The organism is Streptosporangium sp. NPDC003464 (assembly GCF_053588315.1).
In genome coordinates, this window is record NZ_JBSFPS010000017.1 from 1 (window position 1) to 23,817 (window position 23,817).

The 23,817-nt window shown below is 72.2% G+C and carries 22 protein-coding genes; 9 read left to right on the forward strand and 13 right to left on the reverse strand.

Annotation, left to right across the window (positions count from 1 at the left end):
• Positions 1 to 154: 154 nt before the first annotated feature.
• The gene (locus ACWDS7_RS06340) at positions 155 to 3,076 is read right to left on the reverse strand and encodes a S8 family serine peptidase (RefSeq protein ID WP_451928370.1); all 2,922 of its coding nucleotides are present in this window, start codon (positions 3,074 to 3,076) and stop codon (positions 155 to 157) included.
• Between the two features lie 155 nt (positions 3,077 to 3,231).
• On the opposite strand from ACWDS7_RS06340, the gene ACWDS7_RS06345 reads away from it, so the two are divergent.
• Positions 3,232 to 4,230, forward strand: coding sequence for a helix-turn-helix domain-containing protein (locus tag ACWDS7_RS06345; RefSeq protein ID WP_451928371.1), 999 nt, complete (start codon positions 3,232 to 3,234; stop codon positions 4,228 to 4,230).
• A gap of 7 nt (positions 4,231 to 4,237) precedes the next feature.
• Here the strand turns inward: ACWDS7_RS06345 and ACWDS7_RS06350 are convergent, their stop codons facing one another.
• Positions 4,238 to 5,074, reverse strand: a complete 837-nt coding sequence (locus tag ACWDS7_RS06350) for an alpha/beta fold hydrolase (RefSeq protein WP_451928372.1) — start codon at positions 5,072 to 5,074, stop codon at positions 4,238 to 4,240.
• Positions 5,075 to 5,116: 42 nt separating this feature from the next.
• Here ACWDS7_RS06350 and ACWDS7_RS06355 point away from each other — a divergent pair, with 42 nt between their 5' ends.
• Positions 5,117 to 5,710, forward strand: coding sequence for a CGNR zinc finger domain-containing protein (locus ACWDS7_RS06355; RefSeq protein WP_451928373.1), 594 nt, complete (start codon positions 5,117 to 5,119; stop codon positions 5,708 to 5,710).
• 237 nt (positions 5,711 to 5,947) lie between these two features.
• Here the strand turns inward: ACWDS7_RS06355 and ACWDS7_RS06360 are convergent, their stop codons facing one another.
• Genes ACWDS7_RS06360 through ACWDS7_RS06370 form a run of 3 tightly spaced genes read right to left on the reverse strand, consistent with a single transcriptional unit; the run spans position 5,948 to position 8,884 of the window.
• A complete protein-coding gene (locus ACWDS7_RS06360; protein ID WP_451928374.1) occupies positions 5,948 to 7,075 on the reverse strand; it encodes a serine hydrolase domain-containing protein in 1,128 nt (375 codons plus the stop codon).
• Between the two features lie 49 nt (positions 7,076 to 7,124).
• Positions 7,125 to 7,943, reverse strand: a complete 819-nt coding sequence (locus ACWDS7_RS06365; protein WP_451928375.1) for an ABC transporter permease — start codon at positions 7,941 to 7,943, stop codon at positions 7,125 to 7,127.
• A complete protein-coding gene (locus ACWDS7_RS06370; RefSeq protein WP_451928376.1) occupies positions 7,940 to 8,884 on the reverse strand; it encodes an ATP-binding cassette domain-containing protein in 945 nt (314 codons plus the stop codon). The genes ACWDS7_RS06365 and ACWDS7_RS06370 overlap by 4 nt, the downstream gene beginning before the upstream one ends.
• An 85-nt stretch (positions 8,885 to 8,969) precedes the next feature.
• On the opposite strand from ACWDS7_RS06370, the gene ACWDS7_RS06375 reads away from it, so the two are divergent.
• A complete protein-coding gene (locus ACWDS7_RS06375; protein ID WP_451928377.1) occupies positions 8,970 to 9,785 on the forward strand; it encodes a TetR/AcrR family transcriptional regulator in 816 nt (271 codons plus the stop codon).
• Positions 9,786 to 10,325: 540 nt separating this feature from the next.
• On the opposite strand, the gene ACWDS7_RS06380 is transcribed toward ACWDS7_RS06375, so the two are convergent.
• From ACWDS7_RS06380 to ACWDS7_RS06390, 3 genes are all read right to left on the reverse strand, one after another.
• Positions 10,326 to 10,721 (reverse strand): nuclear transport factor 2 family protein, encoded by a 396-nt coding sequence (locus ACWDS7_RS06380; RefSeq protein ID WP_451928378.1) that lies wholly within the window; start codon positions 10,719 to 10,721, stop codon positions 10,326 to 10,328.
• A gap of 59 nt (positions 10,722 to 10,780) precedes the next feature.
• Positions 10,781 to 11,929, reverse strand: coding sequence for an MFS transporter (locus ACWDS7_RS06385; RefSeq protein WP_451928379.1), 1,149 nt, complete (start codon positions 11,927 to 11,929; stop codon positions 10,781 to 10,783).
• A 110-nt stretch (positions 11,930 to 12,039) separates the two neighbouring features.
• Positions 12,040 to 12,795, reverse strand: coding sequence for an SDR family oxidoreductase (locus ACWDS7_RS06390; protein ID WP_451928380.1), 756 nt, complete (start codon positions 12,793 to 12,795; stop codon positions 12,040 to 12,042).
• Between the two features lie 141 nt (positions 12,796 to 12,936).
• Here ACWDS7_RS06390 and ACWDS7_RS06395 point away from each other — a divergent pair, with 141 nt between their 5' ends.
• Positions 12,937 to 13,851, forward strand: a complete 915-nt coding sequence (locus ACWDS7_RS06395) for a LysR substrate-binding domain-containing protein (protein ID WP_451928381.1) — start codon at positions 12,937 to 12,939, stop codon at positions 13,849 to 13,851.
• A gap of 64 nt (positions 13,852 to 13,915) precedes the next feature.
• Here ACWDS7_RS06395 and ACWDS7_RS06400 read toward each other — a convergent pair whose 3' ends face one another.
• Positions 13,916 to 15,343: an MFS transporter gene (locus tag ACWDS7_RS06400; RefSeq protein WP_451928382.1), complete on the reverse strand. Its 1,428-nt coding sequence runs from the start codon at positions 15,341 to 15,343 to the stop codon at positions 13,916 to 13,918.
• A 113-nt stretch (positions 15,344 to 15,456) separates the two neighbouring features.
• On the opposite strand from ACWDS7_RS06400, the gene ACWDS7_RS06405 reads away from it, so the two are divergent.
• From ACWDS7_RS06405 to ACWDS7_RS06425, 5 genes are read left to right on the forward strand one after another with little or no spacing between them, the layout of a single operon-like run.
• Positions 15,457 to 16,419, forward strand: coding sequence for an STM4015 family protein (locus ACWDS7_RS06405; RefSeq protein ID WP_451928383.1), 963 nt, complete (start codon positions 15,457 to 15,459; stop codon positions 16,417 to 16,419).
• On the forward strand, positions 16,416 to 17,555 hold the full coding sequence (locus ACWDS7_RS06410; RefSeq protein ID WP_451928384.1) for an STM4014 family protein: 1,140 nt from the start codon (positions 16,416 to 16,418) through the stop codon (positions 17,553 to 17,555). Before ACWDS7_RS06405 ends, ACWDS7_RS06410 begins: the two co-directional genes overlap by 4 nt.
• Position 17,556: 1 nt before the next feature.
• Positions 17,557 to 18,363: an STM4013/SEN3800 family hydrolase gene (locus tag ACWDS7_RS06415; RefSeq protein WP_451928412.1), complete on the forward strand. Its 807-nt coding sequence runs from the start codon at positions 17,557 to 17,559 to the stop codon at positions 18,361 to 18,363.
• Entirely contained in the window at positions 18,360 to 19,796 is a 1,437-nt protein-coding gene (locus tag ACWDS7_RS06420; RefSeq protein WP_451928385.1) for an STM4012 family radical SAM protein, read from the forward strand. The genes ACWDS7_RS06415 and ACWDS7_RS06420 overlap by 4 nt, the downstream gene beginning before the upstream one ends.
• Positions 19,793 to 20,728, forward strand: a complete 936-nt coding sequence (locus ACWDS7_RS06425; protein WP_451928386.1) for an STM4011 family radical SAM protein — start codon at positions 19,793 to 19,795, stop codon at positions 20,726 to 20,728. The genes ACWDS7_RS06420 and ACWDS7_RS06425 overlap by 4 nt, the downstream gene beginning before the upstream one ends.
• A gap of 58 nt (positions 20,729 to 20,786) precedes the next feature.
• Here ACWDS7_RS06425 and ACWDS7_RS06430 read toward each other — a convergent pair whose 3' ends face one another.
• From ACWDS7_RS06430 to ACWDS7_RS06445, 4 genes are all read right to left on the reverse strand, one after another.
• Positions 20,787 to 21,818, reverse strand: a complete 1,032-nt coding sequence (locus ACWDS7_RS06430) for a DUF6745 domain-containing protein (RefSeq protein WP_451928387.1) — start codon at positions 21,816 to 21,818, stop codon at positions 20,787 to 20,789.
• 165 nt (positions 21,819 to 21,983) lie between these two features.
• On the reverse strand, positions 21,984 to 22,310 hold the full coding sequence (locus tag ACWDS7_RS06435; RefSeq protein WP_306858187.1) for a hypothetical protein: 327 nt from the start codon (positions 22,308 to 22,310) through the stop codon (positions 21,984 to 21,986).
• A 116-nt stretch (positions 22,311 to 22,426) separates the two neighbouring features.
• Entirely contained in the window at positions 22,427 to 23,020 is a 594-nt protein-coding gene (locus tag ACWDS7_RS06440) for a TetR/AcrR family transcriptional regulator (RefSeq protein ID WP_451928388.1), read from the reverse strand.
• A gap of 95 nt (positions 23,021 to 23,115) precedes the next feature.
• Positions 23,116 to 23,769 (reverse strand): biliverdin-producing heme oxygenase, encoded by a 654-nt coding sequence (locus tag ACWDS7_RS06445; RefSeq protein ID WP_306858189.1) that lies wholly within the window; start codon positions 23,767 to 23,769, stop codon positions 23,116 to 23,118.
• Between the last annotated feature and the right edge of the window lie 48 nt (positions 23,770 to 23,817).

Genomic DNA, 23,817 nt, shown 5'->3' on the forward strand with positions numbered 1-23,817 from the left:
CCAGGATGAGCGTGGCGGCGGGCTCGCCGGTGGAGACGGACTCGGGCCGCAGGGTCATCGCCTCCGGCGAGGCCAGGAACAGGCCGACGCCGCCGGGGACACGCGCGACGCGGGCCGCCCCCGGAGGGAACGGCCCGCGTCGGATCTGTTCAGGTCAGTTGATCGTCACGATCGTGCCGGCCTCGTTGGGGTACTCGACGTAGCCGGTCGCCGTCCGGTCCGGCTGGCCGGACCAGGTGGCCGTCAGCGGGAACGTCGTTCCCGGCGTGACCTTCGGCCTGTCGGGCGTCACCGTCAGCGCGCCGGACCCGGAGCCGGCGTCCACGACGTTGATCTGCGTGCTGAACGGCGTCTCGGCGCTCCCGAAGGTGAGCACGTACAGGGTGTACTTGCCGGGCCTGGGGTTGGCCAGGACCGCGCGGTAGTCCTCCCACGAGGTGACCCAGGCCAGGCCCTGCATCGCACCGCCCTCGGTGTAGCCCAGGATGGCGCCGACCTCCGTCTCGGGGTCGCCGGGGATGAGCTTGAAGGAGACGGCCTTGGCGCCTTCGGGCACGACCACGGAGACTTCCTTGCCCCAGATGTCGCTGGGACTCACGGTGCCGGGCACCGGGTCGGCGGAGACGGGCCCGTAGGCCTTGACGGGGAACTTCGACACGCCGGGGGTCACGTCGAAGGTGAGCGAGCCCTCCGGACCCGTGCCCTTGACCTCGGCGGGCGCCTTGGCGCTCAGCGGGGTGACCATCATGGGGCTGCGTACGGCGGTGTTCTTGCCCTGCCAGGTCAGCGAGCCGACGATGGCGCCGGCACCGGTGTGGCGCGTCATCTCCATGGTGACGCTGAATTCCTTGGTCTCACCCGCCTTCTTGAAGACCAGGGTGGAGGGCTGGACCTTGGTCCTGACGCCCGGCAGGTCGACGGCCGCGTGGTAGACACCGGGGGTCAGCGCCGTGACCTTGCGGGTGAGGGTCCTTGAGCCGAACAGGGCGCCGACCGCGATGCTGGGGTAGTTCAGGTCGCTGGTGGCGACGGGCGCGGTGCCGGTGCCGGTCCTGACGCCCAGCCCCTCCAGGTATCCGTACCAGTCCTGGGCCGCGGCGTCGTAGACCAGGCCGGGCCTCAGCATGCGGGCGGGGTCGACGTGACCTGAGCCCTGCGCGAAGAGGTCGGGTGTCTTGGTGTCGTACGCGGTGGTCATCATCGCCGACTTGACGGCGGCGGGCGACAGGAGCGGGTCGGTGCCCAGATACAGGGCGGCCAGACCGGCGATGTGCGGGGTGGCCATCGAGGTGCCGGAGTAGAAGTCGAAGTCCTTGCCCTGGTTCCCGGGGGGCGCGACGGCGGCGAGGATCGACACGCCGGGGGCGGCGATGTCGGGCTTGATCAGGTCGCCGTTGTTGCTGAGCGAGGGGCCGCGCGAGGAGAAGCCGGCGACCTGCGGGTATTCGGCGCCCTCGGTGGAGGAGGCGGGGAGCAGCGTCACCGTCGCGCCGGGGGTGGCGGCGTAGGCGAGGACCTTCTCGGTGTCGGGGGTGTTGATGTGCACGGTCGGTACGGCGTGCACGTCGGCGCCGGTGTCCTGGTCGCTGGGGTTGCCCAGCACCATGCCCACGCCGCCGGCGCGCTTGACCTCGGCGGACTTGTCCACGCGCGGGGTGACGCCGCGCACACAGTAGATGATCTTCCCGGCGGCCTTGGCCGGGTCCAGCGACCCCGCCGCGCAGATCTGGGCGTCGGAGTCGGAGGCGGCGGCGTTCTTCACCGACACCGAGGTGGCCAGCGGCTTGGGCCCGAACGGCGCGCTGACGGTGGTGCTGGCGCCGCGGAAGGTGCTGCCGTCGCCCAACCGCACGTCGGCCAGGTAGGGGGCGACGGTGCTCGCGGCGACGGTGGTCGTCCACGGGGCGGTGTTGTCCAGGGTGGAGGCGTCGGGGCCGGAGTTGCCGCCCGCGGTGGCGACGAAGATGCCGGCGTCCGCGGCGGCCAGGAAGGCCAGCTGGACCGGGTCGCCGGTGGAGGACTCGCTCTGACCGCCGACAGAGTAGTTGATCACGTCGACACCGTCGGCGACGGCCTGGTCGATGGCCTCGATGATGTCGGAGGTGTAGCCGCTGCCTCCGTCCGGGCCCTCCCACAGCGCCTTGTAGACGGAGACGGCCGCTCCGGGTGCGACGCCGGAGATCCGGCCGAAGTCGATGCCGTTGGCGGTGGCGGGGACGGCGTGGTTGCCCGCGGCGGTGCTCGCGGTGTGGGAGCCGTGCCCGCCCCGGTCGCGCGGCGAGGCGTACTCGCCGGTGGCGGCGGGGTCGTTGTGGCCCAGCCAGGCCTTGCCGAAGTACCTGGCGCTCACCAGCTTCTGATTGCACAGATCGGCGGTGAACTCCGTGCCGGTCTCGCACAGGCCGGTGAAGGTGGAGCCGTCGGCCTTCTTCATGACCGTGGCCGTGCCCTGGCGGTAGGGCCGGTAGGGGTCGGCGGCGGTGGGCGCCTCGGTGCCGAGCGAGGGGCCGGCGAAGGAGGGGTTCTCCGGCCAGACGCCGGTGTCGATGACGCCGACCACGATGCCCTTGCCCGCCTTGGCGGTGCCGCCGAGCGAGGCCCACAGGCCCTTGTCACCTGACAGGCCGAGGAAGTCGCTGGAGTTGCGGTCGTCCAGGGCCTTGCGCAGGGTGTCCTGGACGACGGACACGACGCCGTCCGTCCGGTGCAGCCTGAGCGCCTGAGCGGGGGTGAGCTCGGCGACGAAGCTGTTGGAGGCGACGGAGTTGTGCCGTTGCGCGGTCACGCCGACGCTGCGGGCGGCCTCGTCCTGGCGATTGGTCAGGTGCTCGCGGTAGCGCTTGGCGTCGGCGCTGGCCGTGTCGACCTTCCTGCCCTTGCCCTTGCCCGGCTTGGTGGCGGCGATGCCGTCCACGCCGCCGCTGTAGGTGGCGAGCGGCTGCCCTGCGAGGGTGACGATGTAGGTGGAGGGGGTGCCTGGCACAGCGGGTTCGGCGAGCGCCGGTGCCGCGGCGGAGGTGACCGCCAGCGCGGCGGCGAGCGCCATGGCGCTGTAGACGCGGGGGTTGCGGGACATTGCTCCTCTTGAGGGGGTGAGGCTGCCACCCGCCCGGCCAAGATCGCCGGAGGGGCCGGTGAGCAGTCAACGGCCTGCGAGGATCCCTTGTCGAGATATGGTTATGACATTTTCAGCCATATGGCCAAAATGGACACGATCCGGTCAGGTGATACGTGGAGGAGCAGCCGGTTCTCGGTGGGGTGGGGGTCGCGGAGTTCGACGAGCAGGTGTATCGGCTGCTGCTGAGGCAGCCGGGCCGGCGCACCGCCGAGCTCGCCGCCGCCCTCGGGGTCACCTCCTCACGGGTGCGGCTCGCGCTGCGCCGGCTGACCGAGGTGGGCCTGCTGCGCAGAACCGGCCCCGGCGACTACGAGCCGGTCCCGCCCGAGGCGGCGCTCGGCTGGCTGGTGGACAGGCGCCGCCTGGAGGCGGAGGCGGGCCTGGCCAGGGTACGCACCATGGCGGGCGCCTTCGCCCAGCTCTACCACTCGGGTCGGATGTGGGCCGAGCCCGCGGGCGTGGTGGAGATCCTCTCCGGCGAGGATGCCGTCAAGCGGCAGATGACCGAGCTGGCCCGCTCGGTCACCACCGAGCTGCTCTGCTTCGACAGCCCGCCGTACCTGGGCCGCCCCGACTTCTCCCAGGACACCAACGAGTCGGAGCTGGAGGACACCAGGGAACTGCTGGCCCGCGGTGTGGACATCAGGGTGGTGTACTGCCCTGGCTCGCTCGTCAGGCCGGGCCGCATGGAGACCCTGTTGCGCCTGGCCGGGGAGGGCGAGCGCTCCAGGTTCCTGCCGCGCCTGCCGTTCAAGCTGCGCATCGCCGACCGGAGGGTCGGGCTGCTGCCCCTGGTGGACGGCGTCTACGACAACATCGCGCTGCTGCACCCCTCCCGGCTGCTGGACGCGCTCATCGAGCTGTTCGACGTCTACTGGGAGCGCGGCCAGCCGCTCACCGGCGACTCCCCACCGGTGGACGACAGGCCCGCCGAGGAGGACCTGCTGGTGCTGCGGCTGCTGAACTCGGGGCTCAAGGACGGAGCCATCGGCAGGCACCTGGGCGTCAGCACCCGCACCGCGACCAGGAAGATCGCTGCGGTCGTGGAGCGCCTCGGCGTGACCACCAGGTTCCAGGCGGGCGTGGAGGCGACGGTGCGGGGCTGGCTCTGACCTTCCCCTATCCGGCCTTGAGGAAGTCGCGCAGGTGCTCCAGCACCGCGTCCGGCTGTTCCTCGGCGAGGAAGTGGCCGCAGTCGGGAATCTCCGCACCTCGCACGTCACGCGCGTAGTCGCGCCAGACGTCCAGCACCGGCACCCCGGCGGGCAGGCCGCTGGACCCCCAGAGCGCGAGCACGGGCATCTCCAGCCGCTTGCCCGCGTCCCAGTCGGCGTCGTCGTGGGCGGCGTCGTCGGGGAAGGATGCCCGGTAGTCGTCGAAGCCGGCGCGGAGCGCCCCTGGCCTGGAGAACGCGCGGACGTACTCCTCGACCTCCAGCGCGGCCCGCCGTACCGTCCACTTCTCGAAGAAGTGGCCCAGATAGCCCGCCACGTCGGCGCCGGCGAGCCGCTCGGGCAGGTCAGGCTGCAGATGGAAGGCCCAGTGCCAGGCGCCGAGCGCCAGGCCCGTCCGCGTGTCGAACCTGCGCCACATCTCGCGTGTCGGGATGATGTCGAGCACGGCCAGCCTGTCCACCTCGCCGGGGTGGTCGAGTGCGTAGCGGTGTGCCACCCGCGCGCCCCGGTCGTGGCCGATCAGCGTCACCGACGTGTGGCCCAGCGAGTGGACCAGTGCCCGGATGTCGGCCGCCATCGTGCGTTTGTCGAAGCCCGAGCGCGGCTTGTCGGTCAGGCCGTATCCCCTCAGGTCGGGCGCCACGACCGTGAACTCGCCGGCCAGCTCGGGGATGAGACGCCGCCAGCAGTGGCTCGTCTGAGGCCATCCGTGCAGCAGCACCAGCGGCGGGCCCTCGCCCGCGATCAGATAGTGCATCCGCAGGCCGTCGAGATCTGCCATCCGTGATTCCGTCATGCTGTAACTGCATCATATAGTTACATCATGCACAAGCCGCTGCCGCCGAGAGACTGGGCCTGGGATGGCGGGCGCCCCAGCCTCGACCTGGTCAACACCTTTCGCAACCGCAAGACCGGAGGCTGGGAGCTGCTGCGTACTCCCGGAGACCTGGACGCATGGCTCGCAGCCGCGGGCCTGGTCGAGGCGGACGCCGACAGCGGTCAGCTCGCCGCGGCCCGTGAGGCGCGCACCGACAGCACGCAGCTCGCGCCGGCACGCGAGCTGCGTGAGGCGATCCACCGATGCGCCTCCGGCACGCCGTCGCCCGGCGACGTCGAGCTGGTCAACGGCTGGGCGGCGCGGCGGAAGGCGACCGTGCTGCAGCTCGCGCCCGACCTTTCCGTGGTACGGCCGGCGCCGGAGCGACCCGTGGAGGCGGCACTGGCCGAGATCGCGCACGACGCGATCGACCTGATCGGGGGGGAGGAATGGGCGAGGCTGCGCGTGTGCGCCAGTCCCGAGTGCGGGCTGTGCTTCGTCGACCGGTCCAACGCGGGCAAGCGCCAGTGGTGCTCGATGAAGCGCTGCGGCAACCGCGAGAAGGTCCGTCTGCACCGCGCCAGGCGCACGCCCGAATGATCCCGGACGACCGGTCGCCTCCGACTTGTTACGACCGCCGGCGGCAACCGTGAGCCACCCCGGAGCTCTGGGCCGGGGTGGCTCACGGAGAACATTCCCGGATCGGGCAGGCGCCCGGCCGGGCGGGCCGGTGCGGCGTGGCAGAACTCCTCACTTCCGAGAGGACGGCAACCGGCGGGGTGTCGCGAGTCGACCGGGTCCGCGCAGCGCGGCGTGCGGCGGGACCGCTCCGGCCGGTCAGCCGAGTGCGACGCCGTACATCGCCTTGATGATCTTGATGGGGATGTCCAGGGTCTTCGGCTCGACGTTGGTGTGGATGACGACGCTTCGCCAGCCGTCGACGGTGCTCAGCGCGAGGGTGAAGGATCCCGGGAGGGTGCCGCTGACGCCGCGCACGGTCAGGCCGTCCATCCCCGCGCTGTCGAACTCGATCACGCCGAGGCCGTAGCGGGCGTGCGGCAGCCAGACGACGCTGTCGCCGGCGACCATGGTCCACATCTCGTGGTGCTGAGCCGGTGGCAGCAGGCCGCCGGTCGCGATCGCCTTGAGGAAGCGGGTCAGGTCTTCGGTGGTGGAGACGATGCCGCCGGCCGCCCAGCCCCATGAGGTGTTGAGCGCGGTGACGTCGATGGGGGGCTTGTCGTGGTCGATCATCGACGCCCAGTTCTCCGCGGTGAGTGCCGCCGGGTCGACGCCGTCCTTGAGGGCGCCGGCGACGTAGCCCGTGGGATGCGGGTGGGGATAGCCGGTGGCGTCGGCGGGCCGTACGTAGGTGTGGGTCAGGCCGAGCGGCCGGATGACTGAGCGTTCGACCTCGGCGGCGTAGGTGTCGCCGGTGACCTTCTCGATGATCGCGCCGGCCAGGTAGTAGCCGCCGTTGGAGTAGACGAACTGCTCGCCCGGCTCGGCGACCGGCGGCTGGGACACCGCGAGCTTCACCAGCTCGGAGGTGGTCCAGACGCGGGCCGGCTGGGTGGCGATGCTGTGCTGCAGTTCTGGTGCGAGGCCGGTGAGGAACAGGCCGCCGGTGTGGTTGAGCAGGTGCCGGATGGTGATCTTGTCGCCGTCGTAGCCGCCCGTCTCCATGACGCCGGGCAGCCATGTGTTCACCGGGTCGTCGAGGCTCAGCCTGCCCTCGGCTGTCAGGGCCAGCACGGTGGCGGCGGTGAAGGCCTTACCGGAGCTGCCGATGTGGAGGTGTTCCCCGGGCTGACGCCGATGCCCGGTGGCGAGGTCGGCCACTCCCGCGGTGCCGAACCATGTTCCGTCGTCGTCGTGAACTTCGGCGACGATGCCGGGAATGCTGTCCTCGGCCACAGCCCGGTCCAGGACCTGCTGCACCTCTTCGTGGATGTTTTGCGCCATTTTGATGCCTTTCGGAGGGGAGTGTGCGGTCTGCAGATGCCTGGGGCGTTCAGCGTCCTCTGCGCATGTAGGCGCGGAGCGACAGCGGGACGAAGATCATCAGCAGCGCGGCCGACCAGAGCAGGACGGCGGTCACCGGATGCGCGAGTGGCCAGGTCACGTTCCCGGACGGGGCGCCCGGGTTGCCGAACAGCTCCCGTGAGGCGGCGGTGAGCGCGCTCACCGGGTTCCAGTCGGCCAGGAAGCGCAGCCAGCCCGGCATGCCGTCGGTCGGGACGAACGCGTTCGACAGCATCGTGAACGGCAGGCCCAGCGGCACCATCGCGTCGGCGACCTGGTCGTTCTTCACCGCCAGGCCCACATAGACGCCCACCCAGCTCAGCGCGTACCGCAGCACGATCATCAGCAGGAACGCCTGGGCCGTGGGGATCAGGCCGCGGTGCGGCTGCCAGCCCACCAGCAGGCCCGTGCCCACCATGATGGCCAGCATCAGCAGGCCGGTCAGCAGGTCGGCGCCGGTCTGCCCGAACGGCACCGCCAGGCGCGCCATCGGCATGGAGCGGAACCGGTCCATCACACCGCGGGAGGCGTCGGTGGCCATCCGCGTCATGACCCCCAACCACGCGGAGAAGGTCACCATCGCGAACAGGCCGGGCATGAGGTACTCGCGGTAGTCGCCGCCGCCCGGCACCTGGATCGCGCTGCCGAAGACGTATCCGAACAGCACCACCATGACGGCCGGGAAGACCAGCGCGGCGACGATCTGCCCGGGCTCCTGCCGCAGCCGGCCCAGCTCGCGGCCGACCAGGGTCAGCCCGTCGGTGAGCGTCCAGCGCAGGCGGCCCAGTGGTGAGGTGAGGACGGTCATCGCACGGTCTCCTTGCGGTCGGTGAGGCGCAGGAACACCTCGTCGAGAGTGGGGCGGCGCAGGCTCACGTCGGCGGCGGCGACTCCGGCGCGGTCGAGCTCGCGCACGATGTCGGCGAGCCGGAGGCGGCCGCCGGGCAGGGCGACGCTGAGCCGGTCGGCGCCCGTCGTCGTGGGGTCGGTGCCGGTGAGGGTGTTCAGGACGGTCGCCGCCGGACGCAGGGCGGCGGGGTCTTCGAGGACGACGTCGAGGCGGTCGCCGATCGTGGCCTTCAGCTCGTCGGGAGTGCCGGTGGCGATCACCTGCCCGTGGTCGACGACGGCGATGTCGTCGGCCAGCTGGTCGGCCTCGTCCAGGTACTGCGTGGTGAGCAGCACCGTGGTGCCGTCGGCCACCAGCTCGCGGATGCTGTCCCAGATCTCGCCGCGGCTGCGCGGGTCCAGGCCGGTGGTGGGCTCGTCCAGGAAGAGCACCTGGGGGCGCAGGATGAGGCAGGTGATCAGGTCGAGTCGGCGGCGCATGCCGCCGGAGTAGCCGAGAACCGGCCGGTCGGCGGCGTCCGTCAGGCCGAAGCGCTCCAGCAGCTCGTCGGCCCGCCGGTGCGCCTCGCGCCGGGACAGGTGGGAGAGGCGCCCGAACATGCGCAGGTTGCCGCGGCCGGTGAGCTTCTCGTCCACGGCGGCGTACTGGCCCGCGAGCCCGATCCTGGCCCGTACCTCGCCCGCCTCGCGGACGACGTCGTATCCGGCGATGCGGGCGTGCCCGGCATCGGGATCGGACAAGGTCGCCAGGATGCGCACCGCGGTCGTCTTCCCGGCGCCGTTGGGCCCCAGCACCCCGCAGACCGTTCCTCTGGGGACGCTCAGGTCCAACCCCCGCAGGGCATGGGCATCGCCGAAGGACTTGTGCAGCCCCTCGGCGACCACGATCGGATCAGACATGACCCCTCCACTGGGTACGTTGTACGCGGTTTCGATGGTCACGCTAAACCACTGGGTACTATGTACGCAACAAGGAGGTGGAACGGTGGCCGACGCCGAGTACGTGAACATCTGGATGCGGCCCGAGCGCCCCGCCCGCGGGCCCAAGCCGGCCTACAGCCGCGCCCAGATCACCGAGGCGGCCGTCCGGATCGCCGACGCCGAGGGGCTGGAGGCCGCCACCATGCGGCGGATCGCCGCCGAGATCGGCGCCGGCGCGATGTCCCTCTACCGGTACGTCCCGAGCCGCGACAACCTGGTCGAGCTCATGGCCGACCGGCTGATGGGCGAGATCGACGTCACGGGCATGCCCTCGGGCGACTGGCGCGCCGACCTGACCCGCTACGCCGACGGGCTGCGGGCCATGTGGCTGAGGCACCCGTGGATCGCCACCGTGCAGCGGTCACTCCCCAGCTTCGGCCCCAACCAGCTGCTCTTGATCGAACGGCTGATGGGAGTGCTCGACGCCCTCGTCTCCATCGACGAGAACCTCGGCCTCATGGCCATGCTGAACAGCTACGTCGAGGGCACCGTCCGCGAGGAGATCAGCTCGGCCAGGGAGTTCCGCCGCAGCGGGCTCAGCGAGTCGGAGTGGATGGCGCGGAGCTACCCGTACGTCGAGCGGCTGGTGAAGAGCGGGGAGTACCCGATCTTCACCAAGATCGTGATGGAGGCGCGCCAGCCGCACCTGAGCCGCGACGACCAGTTCCGGTACGGGCTCCAGCGCGTCCTCGACTGCATCGCCGCGGCCCTCCCGTCAACGGCCGGGTCTCCGATGCCGGCGCACCGAGAGGGGCGGGGAGAGGCGGAACCTGCGGTGCCCCATGGTCCAGACGAGACGCAGCGGAGCGGGAGCGCGTAACCGCCCACGTCAGGGGCTTGTCCTGAAGCCACCGCCGGATTCCCTGCCCCCTGGTGTCCGGGCCGTGACCATGTGTCGCGAGAGGGGACGGCTTGCTGGACGACGAGGGCGGCCGCGAGGCACACGGCTCCAGCGACCGCCATTCCGGATGAGGGCCCCAGAGCCGCCATCACCCCGGTGGCAGCCGCCAGGGTGAATGTCTCCAAGCTCATCCGCGCCGTGCTGAACAGTGCGGCGCCCGCCCCTCCGCGCCGGGAGGGCACGTACTTGAGTGCCTGCCCGTCCGGGACGCCTTCGGTCAGTCCAATATCCCCATGAAGGCGCCCGTCGCCAGGGCGTACGCGCGATAGGCGGGGATCCGCAGCAGGTCCACGGGGATCGCGGGGGCGGACGCACGCCGTTCCACACGGACGAGCCCCGTGGCGCCGGCCGCGCCGATGCTGCCCCAGGCGGGCGCCTCGACCAGTAGAGGACGCCGCCCCCGCGCTCCTCGGGGACGGGGCCCTCATGCCGTCTCCTTTCAGATGAGGGTCCGGTGCGTCACGGGGTCTTGCTGTAGCCGAGGGCCTCGACGATGCGTCCGTCACGGATGTGCATGAGGTTGACGCCGGCCACGGAGGTGGACTCGACGTGGGCGTCGCCGAACACCTCGTGCGCCTCGCCGTGCTGGAAGGTGGCTCGCCACTTGATGACCGCGCGGTCGCCGAAGACGAACACCTCCTCCGGCGCGAAGCGGGTGCTGGAGTCGGCGGCCAGGTCCTGCCAGAAGGCGAGGCAGGCGTCGTGGCCTTCGTACCGGGTGCCGTCGGGTGCGGGCTGGACGGTGACCATCACGCAGTCGTCGGCGACCAGGCCGGCGAGCAGTGCCGGGTCGTGCTCGGTGAACGCGAGGTTGAACCGGTCGATGACCTCGGAGGTCGTCTTGCTGTCGGACATGGGATCGTCTCCTTGGAGTTGGTTGCCGATCTGGCCGGCAGGGTTGGGGATCTTGCGGTTCAGTGGTGGACGGCCCGGGTGTTCCGTACGGCCAGGGAGGTGAGGACGCTGAGGGCCGCGCCGAACCAGAGGACGGCGGTGAGGACCACGTGGTCGGCGACAAGGCCGCCGAACAGGGCCCCGAGGGCGATGGCCAGATTGAACACGGAGGTGTTCAGGGCGGTGGCGGCCTCCGTGCTGCCCGGGGCGGCCTTGAGGATCCAGGTCTGGACGCCCACCGGCACGCCGCCGAAGGCCAGACCCCACAGGATCAGCAGGGCCACGCCCCCGACCGGGTTGCCGCCGGCGATCGGGAAGAGGGCCAGAACGACGGCGAGCAGGACGCTGATGGCGATGAGGGTCGCTCGGATGTCGCGGCCCGCGGCGGCGCCGGTGACGAAGTTGCCGGCGATGCCGGCGACTCCGAAGGCCAGGAGTGCGGGGCCGATCATGCTCTGGTCGACGCCGGAGACGGTCTGCATGATCGGACTGATGAAGGTGAAGGCAGCGAAGTGGCCGCTCACCAGCAGGAACGTGGCGAGCACACCGGATCGGACTACGGGGTTGCGGAACTGCTCGGCCAGGGTGCGCAGCCGTACGGGCTGGGCGGGGGGCATCTGCGGCAGCAGCAGGAGCAGGGCGACGACCACCAGGAGGCCGAGCCCGCCGAGGACGGCGAACGCGATGCGCCAGTCGGTGAGTTCGCCGATCAGGGTCCCCGCCGGGATGCCGAGCACGTTGGCGGCCGTGGCGCCGCCGAAGGCGATGGCGGTGGCCTGAGGCACATACCGGTCGGGCACCATGCGGACGGCGATGCCGGCGGCCAGTGCCCAGAACCCGCCGATGCTGATCCCGACCAGGAGACGCGAGGCCAGGAGCACCGCGAAGTTCGGGGCCAGGGCGGACATCAGGTTGGCCACGACCATCAGGGCGATCAGGCCGAGCAAGACGACCCGGCGGTCCAGGCGGCCGATCGCCACCGGCAGGACCGGGGCGGTGGCGGAGGCGACCAGGCCGGGGACCGTCACCATCAGGCCCGCCGTTCCCTCGGAGACCTCCAGCGCCCCGCCGACCGAGGTGAGCAGGCCCACCGGCAACTGCTCGGCGGTCACGACGGAGAAGGTCCCCACCGCCACGGAGGCGACGGCGAACCACCTCCTGAGCGGCACACGGTCAGAGGGGGCGGTAACGGGAACGGACCCGGCGGCACTCGCCACGTCGATCACTCCTACGAGAGATGTTGATGCTGATGAGATGAGGGGTTGAGCCTGTTCCGGGGTCAGGACGGCGCGCCGTCGGCCCTGATCGTCTGTCCGGAGACCCAGCCGGCGGCGTCGCCGGCCAGCCAGGCGACCACCGGGGCGATGTCCTCGGGCTGCCCGAGGCGCCCGCGCCCTGAAGACCCGGAGACGATGTCCTCGGGCTGCCCGAGGCGTCCGCGTCCTGGAGGCCCGGAGGGAAAGGAGTCGGTGACGGGGCCGGGGGCGACCGCGTTGACGGTGATCTGGCGCATGGCCAGCTCCCGGGCGGCGGCCCGTACCAGCAGCTCCACCGCGGCCTTGGCCGCCGAATGCACCCCGATCGACGGGAGCGCGCCGGTCAGGGCCACGTACCGGCCGTGATCGGACAGATGCCGGGCGGCGGCTCGCAGCGTGTTGAACGCGCTGCGGGCGTTGCGGTCGATCAGCAGGTCGAAGTCCTCGTCGGTGTGCTCCGCCAGCGCTTTTCCCAGCACCGCCCCCACGGTGTGGACCACGATGTCGAGCCTGCCGTGCCGAGCGACCACGCCTTCGAACAAGATGTCCACGTCGGCGGACCGGGTCGCGTCCGAGCGGATGGCCTCGGCCGTCACCCCGTGCCGGTCCAGCGCCGTCAGGGTCCGCGCCGCGGCGTGCTCGCCGTGGGCGTAGCTGAACACCGTGGTGGCTCCGCCCATCGCGAGGAGTTCGGCACAGACCGCTCCCTGACCCCGGCTGCCACCGACCACCAGGGCGACCTTGCCCTCAAGATCGCGTGCCGGATACACAGGGGTCATCGGGAACGTCCCTTTCGCGGAGTCGGTGAAGTGGCTCCAGCCTGCTGTGACGGACCCCTCGAGCGGAAACAGAAGTTCGCGATGGCTGTCACCGGCGTTCTCTGTTGCCGCCCGGAATCATCCCCTGTATACGGTTATCGCGTGATCGATGTGGATATGCGCCAGTTGCAGGCGTTCCTGGTCGTGGCCCAGGAGCTCAACATCACCCGTGCCTCGGCCCGGCTGCACATCACCCAGCAGACGCTGTCCACGCAGATCCAGCAGCTCGAACGCGCGATAGGGGTGACGCTCCTGGTCCGCACCTCCCGAGGCGTCCTGCTCACACCCGCGGGCGACGAGCTGGAACGCGGCGGCGGCGCCGTGGTCTCCGAGCTCGGCGACCTCACCGAGCGCGTACGGGCCGCGCACCGGGGACGGCTCGGCCGGCTGCGGCTGGCCTGCTGCCCCTACGCCACCGCGCTGTTCGCCACCGAGGTCGCCGACGCGATGGAGGCCGCGGTCCCGGGCCTCGAGGTCGAGCTGACCAGCGTGCCCACCCCGCCTGACGAGCTCGCGCTGCTCCTATCCGGTGAGGCCGACGCCGCGTTCATGTGGCTGCCGGTCGGCGACAGCCGGCTCAACCACGCGTCCGTACGCAGTGATCCTCGCGTCGTCGCCCTTCCGCCGGGACACCGGCTGGCTGAGCGGGACTCGGTGACCTTGGCCGACCTGGCCGACGAACCGGTCGTCCGTCCCGACATCTTCCTGTCCGAGGAGAACCTGCGCCACTGGCTGGCCGAGCCCCGGCCGGACGGCAGCCCGGCCCTCCGCGGGCCCGCGGTCAGCAAGGTCGAGGACTGCCTCATGGCGGTCGCCCGCGGAAAGGGCGTCTGGCTGGCCCCCGAACCGTTGAGCCGCTGGGTCCCCGTGACGAACGTCCGTTGGCTGCCGGTCTCCGGCGCCGCCCCCTCCGAACTCGCCCTTGTATGGACCGCCCGCGCCTCACAGCGCCTGGTCGCAACCATGATCGCCGAAGTCCGGAAGGTGACCGGCCGGTCCGGGGACCAGCCGGGCTGACCCGCCTGCCCCGCGGGATCGGGGACGGCCCGGGCTTCCGAGGACACGGATCACCGGCCGGCTCTCACCGGCCCTGCTGGGGCGCCTCCACCGGGCAGCTCATCCGCGGCCGGGAGTCGGCCAGGACGTTCTCGCGGATGGTGAGCAGGGTGATCAGCGCGGAGAGGGCCATCATCGCCGCGCTGACCAGCATCGTCGTGTGGAACCCGGCGGTGAACGCGGCCGGGTCGTTGAAGGCGTCGCCGGTCAGGCCGACCAGAGGGGGGATCGCGGCGACCGCCAGCAGCCCGCCGGTCCGGGCGACGGCGTTGTTGACGCCGCTGGCCACACCCGCGTAGCGCTCCTCCGTGCTGGCCAGCACGGTCGCGGTGAGCGGGGCGACCGCCGCCGACAGCCCCAGACCGAACACGGCCGCCGGGACCAGCACGCCTCCCAGGTAGGAGGTGCCCGCGCCGATCCTCGACATCAGCAGCAGCGCGGCGGCGCAGAGCAGGATGCCCGCCGTCATCGGGATCCGGGGCCCGATCCGCTTGGCCAGCTCGCCCGCCCAGGACGACAGCAGCAGCATCAGGACCGTCACCGGGATCATCGCCGATCCGGCCGCCGTCGGGGAGAAACCCGCCGAGACCTGGAGCTGGACGACCAGCAGGAAGAACACCACGCTCATCGCGGCGTACATCACGAACGTGACGACGTTGACCGCGGTGAACACCTTCGAGCAGAAGACCCCGACCGGCACCAGGGCGTCGGGCGAGCGCCGGATCTCCAGCCAGACGAACGCCGCGCCCAGCAGGACGCCGGCCGCGATCGGGACCGGCCGCAGGCCGATCAGGCCGTAGGTGACCCCGGCCAGCGCCAGCGCGGCCAGCACCGCGCCGAGCACGTCGAAACGCCCGCTCGCCTCCACGTCCCTGCTCTCCGGCACGTGCCGTACGGCCACCGCCACCACCAGGGCGGCCAGCGGGAGGTTGATCAGGAACACCCAGCGCCACCCGGCCGTCTCCACCAGCCACCCGCCGAGCAGCGGCCCGACGGCCGCCGCCGTCCCGCCCAGCCCCGACCAGGCGCCGATCGCCTTGGGCCGGTCCTCGCGGACGTAGGACGCCTGGATGATGGCCAGGGAACCCGGCGTGAGCAGCGCTCCGCCGACGCCCTGCAGCGCCCGGGCCGCGATCAGCGTCTCCACGTTGGGCGCCAGCCCGCACAGGGCGGAGGCGAGCGCGAACCAGACCACGCCGACCAGGAAGATCTTCCGCCTGCCGTACCGGTCGCCGAGCGAGCCGCCCAGCAGGATCAGGCCCGCGAGGGTGAGGGTGTAGGCGTTGACGGTCCACTGCAGTCCCGCCATGTCGGCCCCGAGGCTGTCACCGAGCGCGGGGAGCGCCACGTTGACGACCGTGCCGTCCAGCAACGCGATCCCCGAGCCGAGCACGGTGGTGAGCAGGACCCAGCGCCCCTGAGCCGAGCGGAGCCGAATATGGCCGTTATCCATAACCCTAATCATCGCTGACCGTTTCATCCGTCTGATGCGGATTCACGATTCCAGAAGTGTCGGCGATCTCTGGTAGGACGTGATCTGTCATGTTTCGCCTGACAGGAGCCAGGATGGACTACAGCGAGTTCAACGACGAGGTCAACAGGCTGAACCGAGGAAGCTACGCCGGCCTGCCCGTCGTCGAGGCCCCCGGAAGCGACGGCGCGCCTCCGGAAGGGCTGCCGGCCCCCGAGTCGGCGGCCTGGCGGGTCTCCTGGAGCTGGCGGAGCGACGGGTTCGAGACGAACTTCCGGCACTTCCTCACCGTGGTGGACCCGACGAAGGTGGCCGCCCTCATCGTCGGCGACTGGGGAAACGCCTACGAGAGCAGTTCCGAGCAGGCCGTGGGTCTTCTCGTGGAGCACGCCGACCGCTTCCCCGCCCTGCGCTCGCTGTTCCTCGGCGCGATCGCGTCGGAGGAGTGCGAGATCTCCTGGATCAGGCAGAGCGACGTCACGCCGCTGCTGGAGGCGTTCCCGTCGCTGGAGCGGCTGGAGGTGCGCGGCGGCTCCGGGCTCCTGCTCCGGCCGGTCCGGCACGACAGTCTCAGGGTGCTGCGGTTCGAGACGGGCGGGCTGCCGGCCGAGGTGGTCCGCGCGGTCGGCGCGAGCGACCTGCCCGCGCTCGAATACCTGGAGATGTGGCTCGGCACGAGCGACTACGGAGGGGACGCCACGGTGGCCGACCTCGCGCCGGTCCTGTCGGGGGAGCGGCTGCCCGCCCTGCGCCACCTCGGCCTGCAGGACAGCGAGATCCAGGACGAGATCGCCGCGGCCGTGGCGTCGGCGCCGGTGGTGGCCGGGCTGGGGTCGCTGGCCCTGTCGATGGGCACGCTGACCGACGAGGGCGCCGAGGCGCTGCTGTCGGGCCAGCCGCTGACCCACCTCGGGCGCCTGGACCTGCACCACCACTACCTGACCGACATGATGGTCAAGCACGTCGAGGCGGCCTTCGCCGGCACCGGCGTCGAGGTCGACCTGTCCGAGCAGGAGGAGCCGGACGAGGACTGGCGCTACGTCGCCGTGGCCGAATGACCTCGCTGACGGTCGTCGGCACGCCGGGGGAGCGCCGGGTGACCATGTTCGCCGACGCCTGCGTCCGGTACGGCCTGCGGGAGCCCGCCGTCCTGCCGTGGACCTCCGTGCTGCGGGGCCGGGACATCCCGCTGCGGCCGGGGACGCTGGTGCGGATCGAGTCGCCCGGAGAGGACGCCGAGGCCGACGCGCTGCTGCGCGGGCCGGGCGAGCCGTCCCGGGTCGGCGGCGGCGCCGCCTGGCACGCCGCCTTCACCGCCGGGACGGCGCGGATCCGCCGGGCCGTCGAGCGCACGCCCGGGGCCGTGCTGCTCTCCGACGCCGACGAGATCGCGGTGATGTTCGACAAGCGGCTGTGCCACGCGAGGCTGGCGGCGGCCGGGGTGCCGGTGCCGCCCGCGCTGCCCGGGCCGGTCGGCGATTACGTGGAGCTGCGCCGGCGGATGGACGAGGCCGGGTGGGGCCGGGTGTTCGTCAAGCCGGCCCACGGCTCGTCGGCCTCCGGCGTCATCGCCCTGCAGGCCTCCGGCGACCGGGTCAAGGCGGTGACGTCCGCCGAGCTGACCGCGGACGGGCTGCACAACTCGCTGCGGGTGCGCTCCTACGAGGACGAGCTCGACGTGGCGGCGATCGTCGACCTGCTCGCCGGGGACGGGCTCCACGTGGAGCGGTGGTTCCCCAAGGCGGGCCTCGACGGGCGGACGGTCGATCTGCGTGTGGTCGTGGTGGACGGCGCGCCGACCCACGCCGTCGTCCGCGCAAGCCGTACCCCCATGACGAACCTGCATCTCGGCGGCGAGCGCGGTGATCTCGGCGCGGTCAGGACCAGGCTCGGCCCTCAGGGCTGGGAACGGGTCACCGAGGTGTGCGCCCGGGCGGCGTCGTGCTTCCCGGGGAGTCTGACCGCCGGGGTCGACCTGATGATCGGCGTCGACTGGGGGAGTGTCGCCGTGGCCGAGGTCAACGCCTTCGGAGACCTGCTGCCCCGCCTCACCGGCTTCCCCGGCGGCGGCGCCGAGCACCTGAACACCTACGAGGCCCAGGTCCGGGCCATCCTCGCACGCCGTACGGCGGCGCCGGACGCCGCGCACCACCCCGCCGTACCGGCGTCCACGGGAGGGAACGCCGGTGGGTGACATGAACCGGATCGTGGGCAGCCATGACCTCCTGCTGGTGACCCTCGACACCCTCCGCCACGACGTGGCCGACGAGCTGATCAGGGCCGGGCGGCTGCCCACCCTGGCCAGGGCGCTGCCCGGCGGGCGATGGCAGCGCAGGCACAGCCCGGCGAGCTTCACCTACGCCGCGCACGCCGCGATCCTCGCCGGTTTCCTGCCCACCCCCGCCGAGCCCGGGCCGCACCCCCGGCTCTTCGCGGCCGCCTTCCCCGGCAGCGAGACCACGGGCGGCGGGACATGGGTCTTCGACGCGCCCGACCTGCCCGGCGGGCTGACCGCGGCCGGCTACCACACGATCTGCGTCGGCGGGGTGGGGTTCTTCAACAAGCTCACCCCGCTCGGGGCCGTGCTGCCGGGGATGTTCGCCGAGAGCCACTGGGAGCCGGAGTTCGGGGTCACCTCGCCGACCTCGTTCGAGGCGCAGATCGAGTGCGCCGAGCGGGCGGTCGCCGGAACGGACGGGCCGGTGTTCCTGTTCGTCAACGTGTCGGCGCTGCACCAGCCCAACTGGCACCACCTGCCGGGCGCCACCCGCGAGCACGGTGACAGCCGGGAGAGCCACGCCGCCGCGCTGGAGTACGTCGACCGGCACATCGGCCGGCTGTTCGCCCTGATGAGCAGCCGGCGGCCGGGGTTCGCGATCGTCTGTTCCGACCACGGCACCGCCTACGGCGAAGATGGATACACCGGGCACCGGATCGGCCACGAGGTCGTCTGGACCGTGCCCTACGGGGAGTTCGAGATGGAGCAGGGAGGGTGGCGGTGACTGCGAGTCCCGACCGGGGGCCGGTGCCGGAGACGGCGGAGCCGGGGCCGGTGGGCGCCCCGGCGCGGCCGGTCCCCGGCGGCCCGGCCGACGCGGGTCCCCACCAGGGAGCCGATGCGGGCCCCTATCAGGGATACGTCTACGCCTACCCGCACAAGACGGCATACCGGCCGCTGGAGCCGCGCCCGCCGCTGCGGCAGGTGTGGGCGGCCGAGCCGCTCGGCAGCCTCTTCCTCTACCTGCACATCCCGTTCTGCGAGATGCGCTGCGGGTTCTGCAACCTGTTCACCCGGACCGGCGCCCCCGAGGAGCTCGTCGCCGCCTACCTGGACGCCCTGGAACGCCAGGCGGAGGCCGTACGGGACGCCCTGGAGGAGCCGAGGTTCGTCACCGCGGCCGTCGGCGGCGGCACGCCGACCTACCTGAGCGCCGCCGAGCTCACCCGGATGTTCGACCTCACCGAGCGGATCATGGGCGCCGACCTGCGGGCCGTGCCGTTGTCGGTGGAGACCTCCCCGGCGACCGCGACGGCGGACCGGCTCGCCGTCCTGGCCGAGCGGGGCACGACCCGGATCTCCATCGGCGTGCAGAGCTTCGTCGACGCCGAGGTCCGTGCGGCGGTGCGCCCGCAGAAACGGCAGGAGGTCGAGGCGGCGCTCGGCCGCATCAGGGAGACCGGGTTCGAGACGCTCAACATCGACCTGATCTACGGGATCGACGGGCAGACCGAGCGCTCCTGGCGCCGCTCGCTGGACGCCGCGCTCGCCTGGAGGCCCGAGGAGATCTACCTCTATCCGCTGTACGTCCGCCCGCTCACCGGCCTCGGCCGCCGCGCCCGCGACTGGGACGACCACCGGCTCGGCCTCTACCGGCAGGGCCGTGACCACCTGCTGGCCGCCGGGTACGAGCAGGTGTCGATGCGGATGTTCCGGCTGCGGGGCTCCTCCGGCGCGACCGGTTACGACTGCCAGAGCGACGGCATGGTCGGGCTCGGCTGCGGGGCCCGGTCCTACACCTCCGGTCTGCACTACTCCTACGAGTACGCGGTGGGCGCCGGCCAGGTACGCGCGATCATCGACGGCTACGTACGGCTCGCACCCGAGGAGTTCGCGGTCGCCAACGTGGGGTTCCGGCTGGGGGAGGACGAACGGCGCCGCCGTCATCTGATCCAGTCGCTGCTGCAGGCCGAGGGGCTCGACACCGCCGCCTACCGGGAGCGCTTCGGCACGGAGGCGACGGCCGACTTCGGCCAGGAGCTGGAGCGCATGGCCGGCCGGGGCTGGCTGGAGCAGCTGGAGCCGGTCCGCCCGCCGGGCCCCGCCGCCGGACGGCTCCGGCTCACCGCCGAGGGGCTGGCGCACTCCGACGCGATCGGCCCGGCGCTGTTCTCCGGCCCGGTCCGCGAGCTGATGGCGGGATACCAGGAGCGATGACCGAGCGCGCGACGGGCCGTGACCTCCCCCTCCTCCCGGGGACCGGCGGCCGCGCCCTGCCCGTCCCCGTCCTGCCCGCGGGGGAGCGGGACCCCGGACACCTGAGCATTCTCTACCGGGGACCGCTGGCGAGCTGCGACTACGACTGCCCCTACTGCCCGTTCGCCAAGCGCCGCGACGACACCGGGCGGCTGCGCCGGGACCGGGCGGCGCTGGAGCGCTTCACCGCGTGGGTGGCCGGGCGCGACCATCCGGTCTCGGTGCTGTTCACCCCCTGGGGCGAGGGGCTCGTGCGGTCGTGGTACCGGCGGGCGATGGTCGGGCTCAGCCACCTCCCGCACGTCCGGCGGGTCGCCATCCAGACCAACTTCAGCTGCCGTCCCGACTGGCTGGCCGAGGCCGACCTGGACACGCTCGCGCTCTGGGTGACCTACCACCCCGGTCAGGTCGCCTACGGGCGCTTCCTCGCCAAGTGCCGTGACCTGGCCGGGCGCGGGGTCCGCTTCAGCGTCGGCGTGGTCGGGCTGCCCGAGCACCTGGACCACGCGCGGCGGCTCCGGGCCGACCTGCCCGCCGAGGTGTATCTGTGGGTCAACGCCGCCGAGGGCCACCCCTACACCGACGCGGAGGCGGCCGACTGGACGGCGATCGACCGCCTCTTCCGCTACAGCCGCACGCCGCACCGCAGCGCCGGGCAGCCCTGCCGTACGGGGGACAGCGTGATCTCCGTGGACGGCGAGGGCACCGTACGGCGCTGCCATTTCGTCCCGGAGGTCCTCGGCAACCTCTACGACGGGACGTTCCGTCCGGCGGCCAGGGCCTGCCCGGCCGCCCTGTGCGACTGCCACATCGGCTACGTCCACCTGGAGCCGACCGGCCTCTACGACGTCTTCGCCGGGGGGATCCTGGAGCGCATCCCCCGCGCGGACTGACCGGGCGGCCCGCCAGGGCTCCGGGACCGCCCGTCCGCCAGGTCTCCGGGACCGCCCGTCAGGTCTCCCGGGCCGGCCGGTAGTCGGCCTCGGACATGCCGAAGGTCCAGGCCACGCCCTCGCGGGCGGTGCGGGTGGACGGGGGCACCCGCAGCCAGTATCTGCGGAAGGTGCCGTCGGGCTCGGCGGTGGAGTTGACCACCTCGACCATCACCACCGGCTCGTCGTCGGGCAGGTCGATCCGCCACAGGACACCCGTCTCGTCCCGGTGCAGCGGGGTCGCGCCGGACTCGGCGAGGTAGCGGTCGTAGCCGAAGTGCTCCAACATGACGCGGCGCAGCTCCGCGTTCTCCTCGGCACGGATGCGTCCGGGGGTCAGCGTCGCCATGGAGGCGGCGAAGTCGGCCGGGACCGGCATGCCGCCCCAGGCGTGCACGGCGAAGCCGTCGGGGAACAGCAGCGCCGGGCCCTCGGCGCGGTGCAGGCGTGACAGCTCGTCGAGGTGCAGCTCGGCGGGGCGCTCGCACACGATGGCCACCCGTTCGAACGGCCACCACCAGCCGGCCGACCGGGCGACCTGGACCAGCCCCTCGACCTCCGGCCTGCCCAGCGCGTCGAACAGCGACAGCCACGGCGCGTCCTGCTGGCCCAGCACGGCGTCCAGGGTGGAGGCGCGCAGCGCGGCCGCGACGGGCTCCGACTCCTCCGTCGCGGCGATGCCCCGGCGGATCTGGACGACCAGCCGGTTCACCGGATCCCAGAGCCGCCCCCCGGTCAGCGACCAGGCCAGCGGCCAGTCCACAGGGCCCAGTGAGGCGTGCGCCTCGGCCCTGGCCCGCTCCCACGGGCCGGTCCGCACCGCGTCGCGCACCGGCCGGCCGGCGCCGAGCGTGGCGATGGCCCGCGCGCCCGCGGCGGGGGAGTCGACCCAGATGATCTTCTCGGGCTCGGCCAGGCCGGCGATCCGGTATGCCAGCCGTACTCCCGCCTCGGCGCCGGGCCGGTCGGCGGGACCGGACCTGAAGGCGGCCTCCTGCCAGCGGAGCGCGGCGGCGGTCAGGACGTCGGCCAGTTCGGTGGTGACGGTCATCGAATACCTCCAGCGTGGAGATCCGGGCTCCGCCCCGGTGCCGTCAGGTTCGGGGCCTGTCGGGCCGGCGGGCCGCTCGCCCCGGCGGCGCCCGTGGGGGAGATCCGGTCGGGCGGGAAAGTCGGGCGGGAAAGGGGAGTCGGGCGGGAAAAAGGGGAGGAGAGGTCAGTCGGCGACGACGCGGAAGGCGCCGGGGACGTATTCGCGCTGGCGCTGCACGCGGTACCAGCCCTTGGGCAGGGAGATCGCGGCGTGCTCCTCGTGGACGACGCGCCCCCCGGAGGGGACGTTCAGGAAGTCGGGGTCCATCGGCCGCAGGCCGCGCACCAGCGTGCCGGGGCCGACCACCGCGTGGGCGTGACCGGTGGCCTCGCCCAGGGCCAGCACCAGCCGGCCGCGGGCGTCACGCGGCGCGGACGGCGAGGTCCGGACCGGGGCGGGCACGGCCTCCTCGTGGACGGGCACGATCAGGATGTCTCCCTGGCGGTACATCTGGCAGGCTCCTCGCGTCGGGGGTCGATCGAAAGGTAGCCACCGCCACCGACATTTCCCGGCCGCCCGCCGGCGGGCGGCCGCCGTGCGGCGTGCCGGAGCCCAGGGGGACGCCCTCAGGCGCCCAGCCCGCGCAGCACGAACCCGCAGACGGTCTCCTCGGCCTCCTGCGGCGTCACCGTGCCGCTGAGCAGGGGCACCCGCTCGGCGCCGAGGACAGCGATGATCATGCGAGCGGCGGCGGCCACGTCGGGGGTCCGGAAGTCGCCCGAGGCCACCCCGCTGTCGATGATGCCGGTCAGGATGCGCTGCATCGGCGCGACGTGGTCGGCCAGCCGCTGGTAGGCGTCGGGGCCCAGGGCCGCCGACAGGTCGGCGGGGCCGGGGTGGGGGTGGGCGAGCAGCCCGGCGAGCTGGAGCCGGACGAACACCCGCAGCCGCTCGGCGGGGGAGGCGTGCTCGGGCAGCTCCCGCCCGTAGCTCTCGATGAAGTAGTGCGTCACCCGCTCGGTGAAGGCCAGCAGCAGCGCGGCCTTGTCGGGGAAGTAGTTGTAGAGAACGGTCCGGGTGATGCCGGCCTCGCTGGCCACGTCGGTCATCGAGATGGTGTCTATCCCCTGGTTGCGGGAGAGCCGCGAGAACGCCTGCAGGATCCGGTCCCGCGTCTGGGCGCGATGTTCGCCGATCGTCGCGGCCGAAATCCGGGGCATGCCCCCATGGTCGCACAGAGTGGGCGGCGCGGACGGGCTGTGAGCCGTGCGGTCTCCGTACCGGAGCGCCGCCGTACGGCGGGGCGCGGGGGAGCTCAGGCGGCGAGCTCGGCGCGTGCCACCCGGCCGAGGTCGGCGAGGACCTCGGTGTTGAGCAGGTAGGCCAGCTTGGTCTCGCGGATGATCCGCTGCCTGCCGGCCTCGTCCAGGGCCAGCGCGTCAAGCCGGGCGCGGTATTCGTTCTTGAACCGGGGCAGGCTGCCGACCCGGTCGAAGAGGTAGAAGTCGACGCCGCCGCCCGGCTGGTAGCCGTAGATCTTCTGCAGCTCCATCCGGATGAACTGCCCGCCGGACAGGTCGCCCATGTAGCGGGTGTAGTGATGGGCGATGTAGCCGTCCGGCCGGGTGGCGACCTGCTCGATGCGGGCGACCAGCGTCCGGGTCGGCGGGGAGGGCTCGATCCTGGACCGCCAGCCGGCGCCGTAGATCGTCTCCAGGTCGCGGGCCAGCGCCTCCTCGCGGTAGAGCTCGGGGAAGACGAAGGGGGCGGCGACCGGGTCGTCGGCGAGCGCTCTGGAGGCGCCGTCGAGGGCGACGTAGGCGAAGTAGTGCTGGGCGACCATCTCGCCGTAGGCCTCGCGGCTCAGGTGGCCCGCCATCAGGGCCTTGAGGTAGCTCTCGTCCTCGGCCGCCCCGTGGTCGCTCCAGGTGGCGTCCCTGAGGACTTCGGAGAACGCTGGCTCACTCATGATCACTCCGCGCTGAAGAGGCTTTTCATGACACAGTGTCACAAAAAT

Coding starts and splice junctions, on each gene's coding strand:
- ACWDS7_RS06340 (WP_451928370.1), bottom strand. CDS start 3,076: ATGTCCCGCAACCCCCGCGTCTACAGCGCCATGGCGCTCGCCGCCGCG.
- ACWDS7_RS06350 (WP_451928372.1), bottom strand. CDS start 5,074: ATGGCAGATCTCGACGGCCTGCGGATGCACTATCTGATCGCGGGCGAG.
- ACWDS7_RS06355 (WP_451928373.1), top strand. CDS start 5,117: ATGCACAAGCCGCTGCCGCCGAGAGACTGGGCCTGGGATGGCGGGCGC.
- ACWDS7_RS06360 (WP_451928374.1), bottom strand. CDS start 7,075: ATGGCGCAAAACATCCACGAAGAGGTGCAGCAGGTCCTGGACCGGGCT.
- ACWDS7_RS06365 (WP_451928375.1), bottom strand. CDS start 7,943: ATGACCGTCCTCACCTCACCACTGGGCCGCCTGCGCTGGACGCTCACC.
- ACWDS7_RS06370 (WP_451928376.1), bottom strand. CDS start 8,884: ATGTCTGATCCGATCGTGGTCGCCGAGGGGCTGCACAAGTCCTTCGGC.
- ACWDS7_RS06380 (WP_451928378.1), bottom strand. CDS start 10,721: ATGTCCGACAGCAAGACGACCTCCGAGGTCATCGACCGGTTCAACCTC.
- ACWDS7_RS06390 (WP_451928380.1), bottom strand. CDS start 12,795: ATGACCCCTGTGTATCCGGCACGCGATCTTGAGGGCAAGGTCGCCCTG.
- ACWDS7_RS06400 (WP_451928382.1), bottom strand. CDS start 15,343: ATGGATAACGGCCATATTCGGCTCCGCTCGGCTCAGGGGCGCTGGGTC.
- ACWDS7_RS06405 (WP_451928383.1), top strand. CDS start 15,457: ATGGACTACAGCGAGTTCAACGACGAGGTCAACAGGCTGAACCGAGGA.
- ACWDS7_RS06410 (WP_451928384.1), top strand. CDS start 16,416: ATGACCTCGCTGACGGTCGTCGGCACGCCGGGGGAGCGCCGGGTGACC.
- ACWDS7_RS06415 (WP_451928412.1), top strand. CDS start 17,557: ATGAACCGGATCGTGGGCAGCCATGACCTCCTGCTGGTGACCCTCGAC.
- ACWDS7_RS06425 (WP_451928386.1), top strand. CDS start 19,793: ATGACCGAGCGCGCGACGGGCCGTGACCTCCCCCTCCTCCCGGGGACC.
- ACWDS7_RS06430 (WP_451928387.1), bottom strand. CDS start 21,818: ATGACCGTCACCACCGAACTGGCCGACGTCCTGACCGCCGCCGCGCTC.
- ACWDS7_RS06435 (WP_306858187.1), bottom strand. CDS start 22,310: ATGTACCGCCAGGGAGACATCCTGATCGTGCCCGTCCACGAGGAGGCC.
- ACWDS7_RS06440 (WP_451928388.1), bottom strand. CDS start 23,020: ATGCCCCGGATTTCGGCCGCGACGATCGGCGAACATCGCGCCCAGACG.
- ACWDS7_RS06445 (WP_306858189.1), bottom strand. CDS start 23,769: ATGAGTGAGCCAGCGTTCTCCGAAGTCCTCAGGGACGCCACCTGGAGC.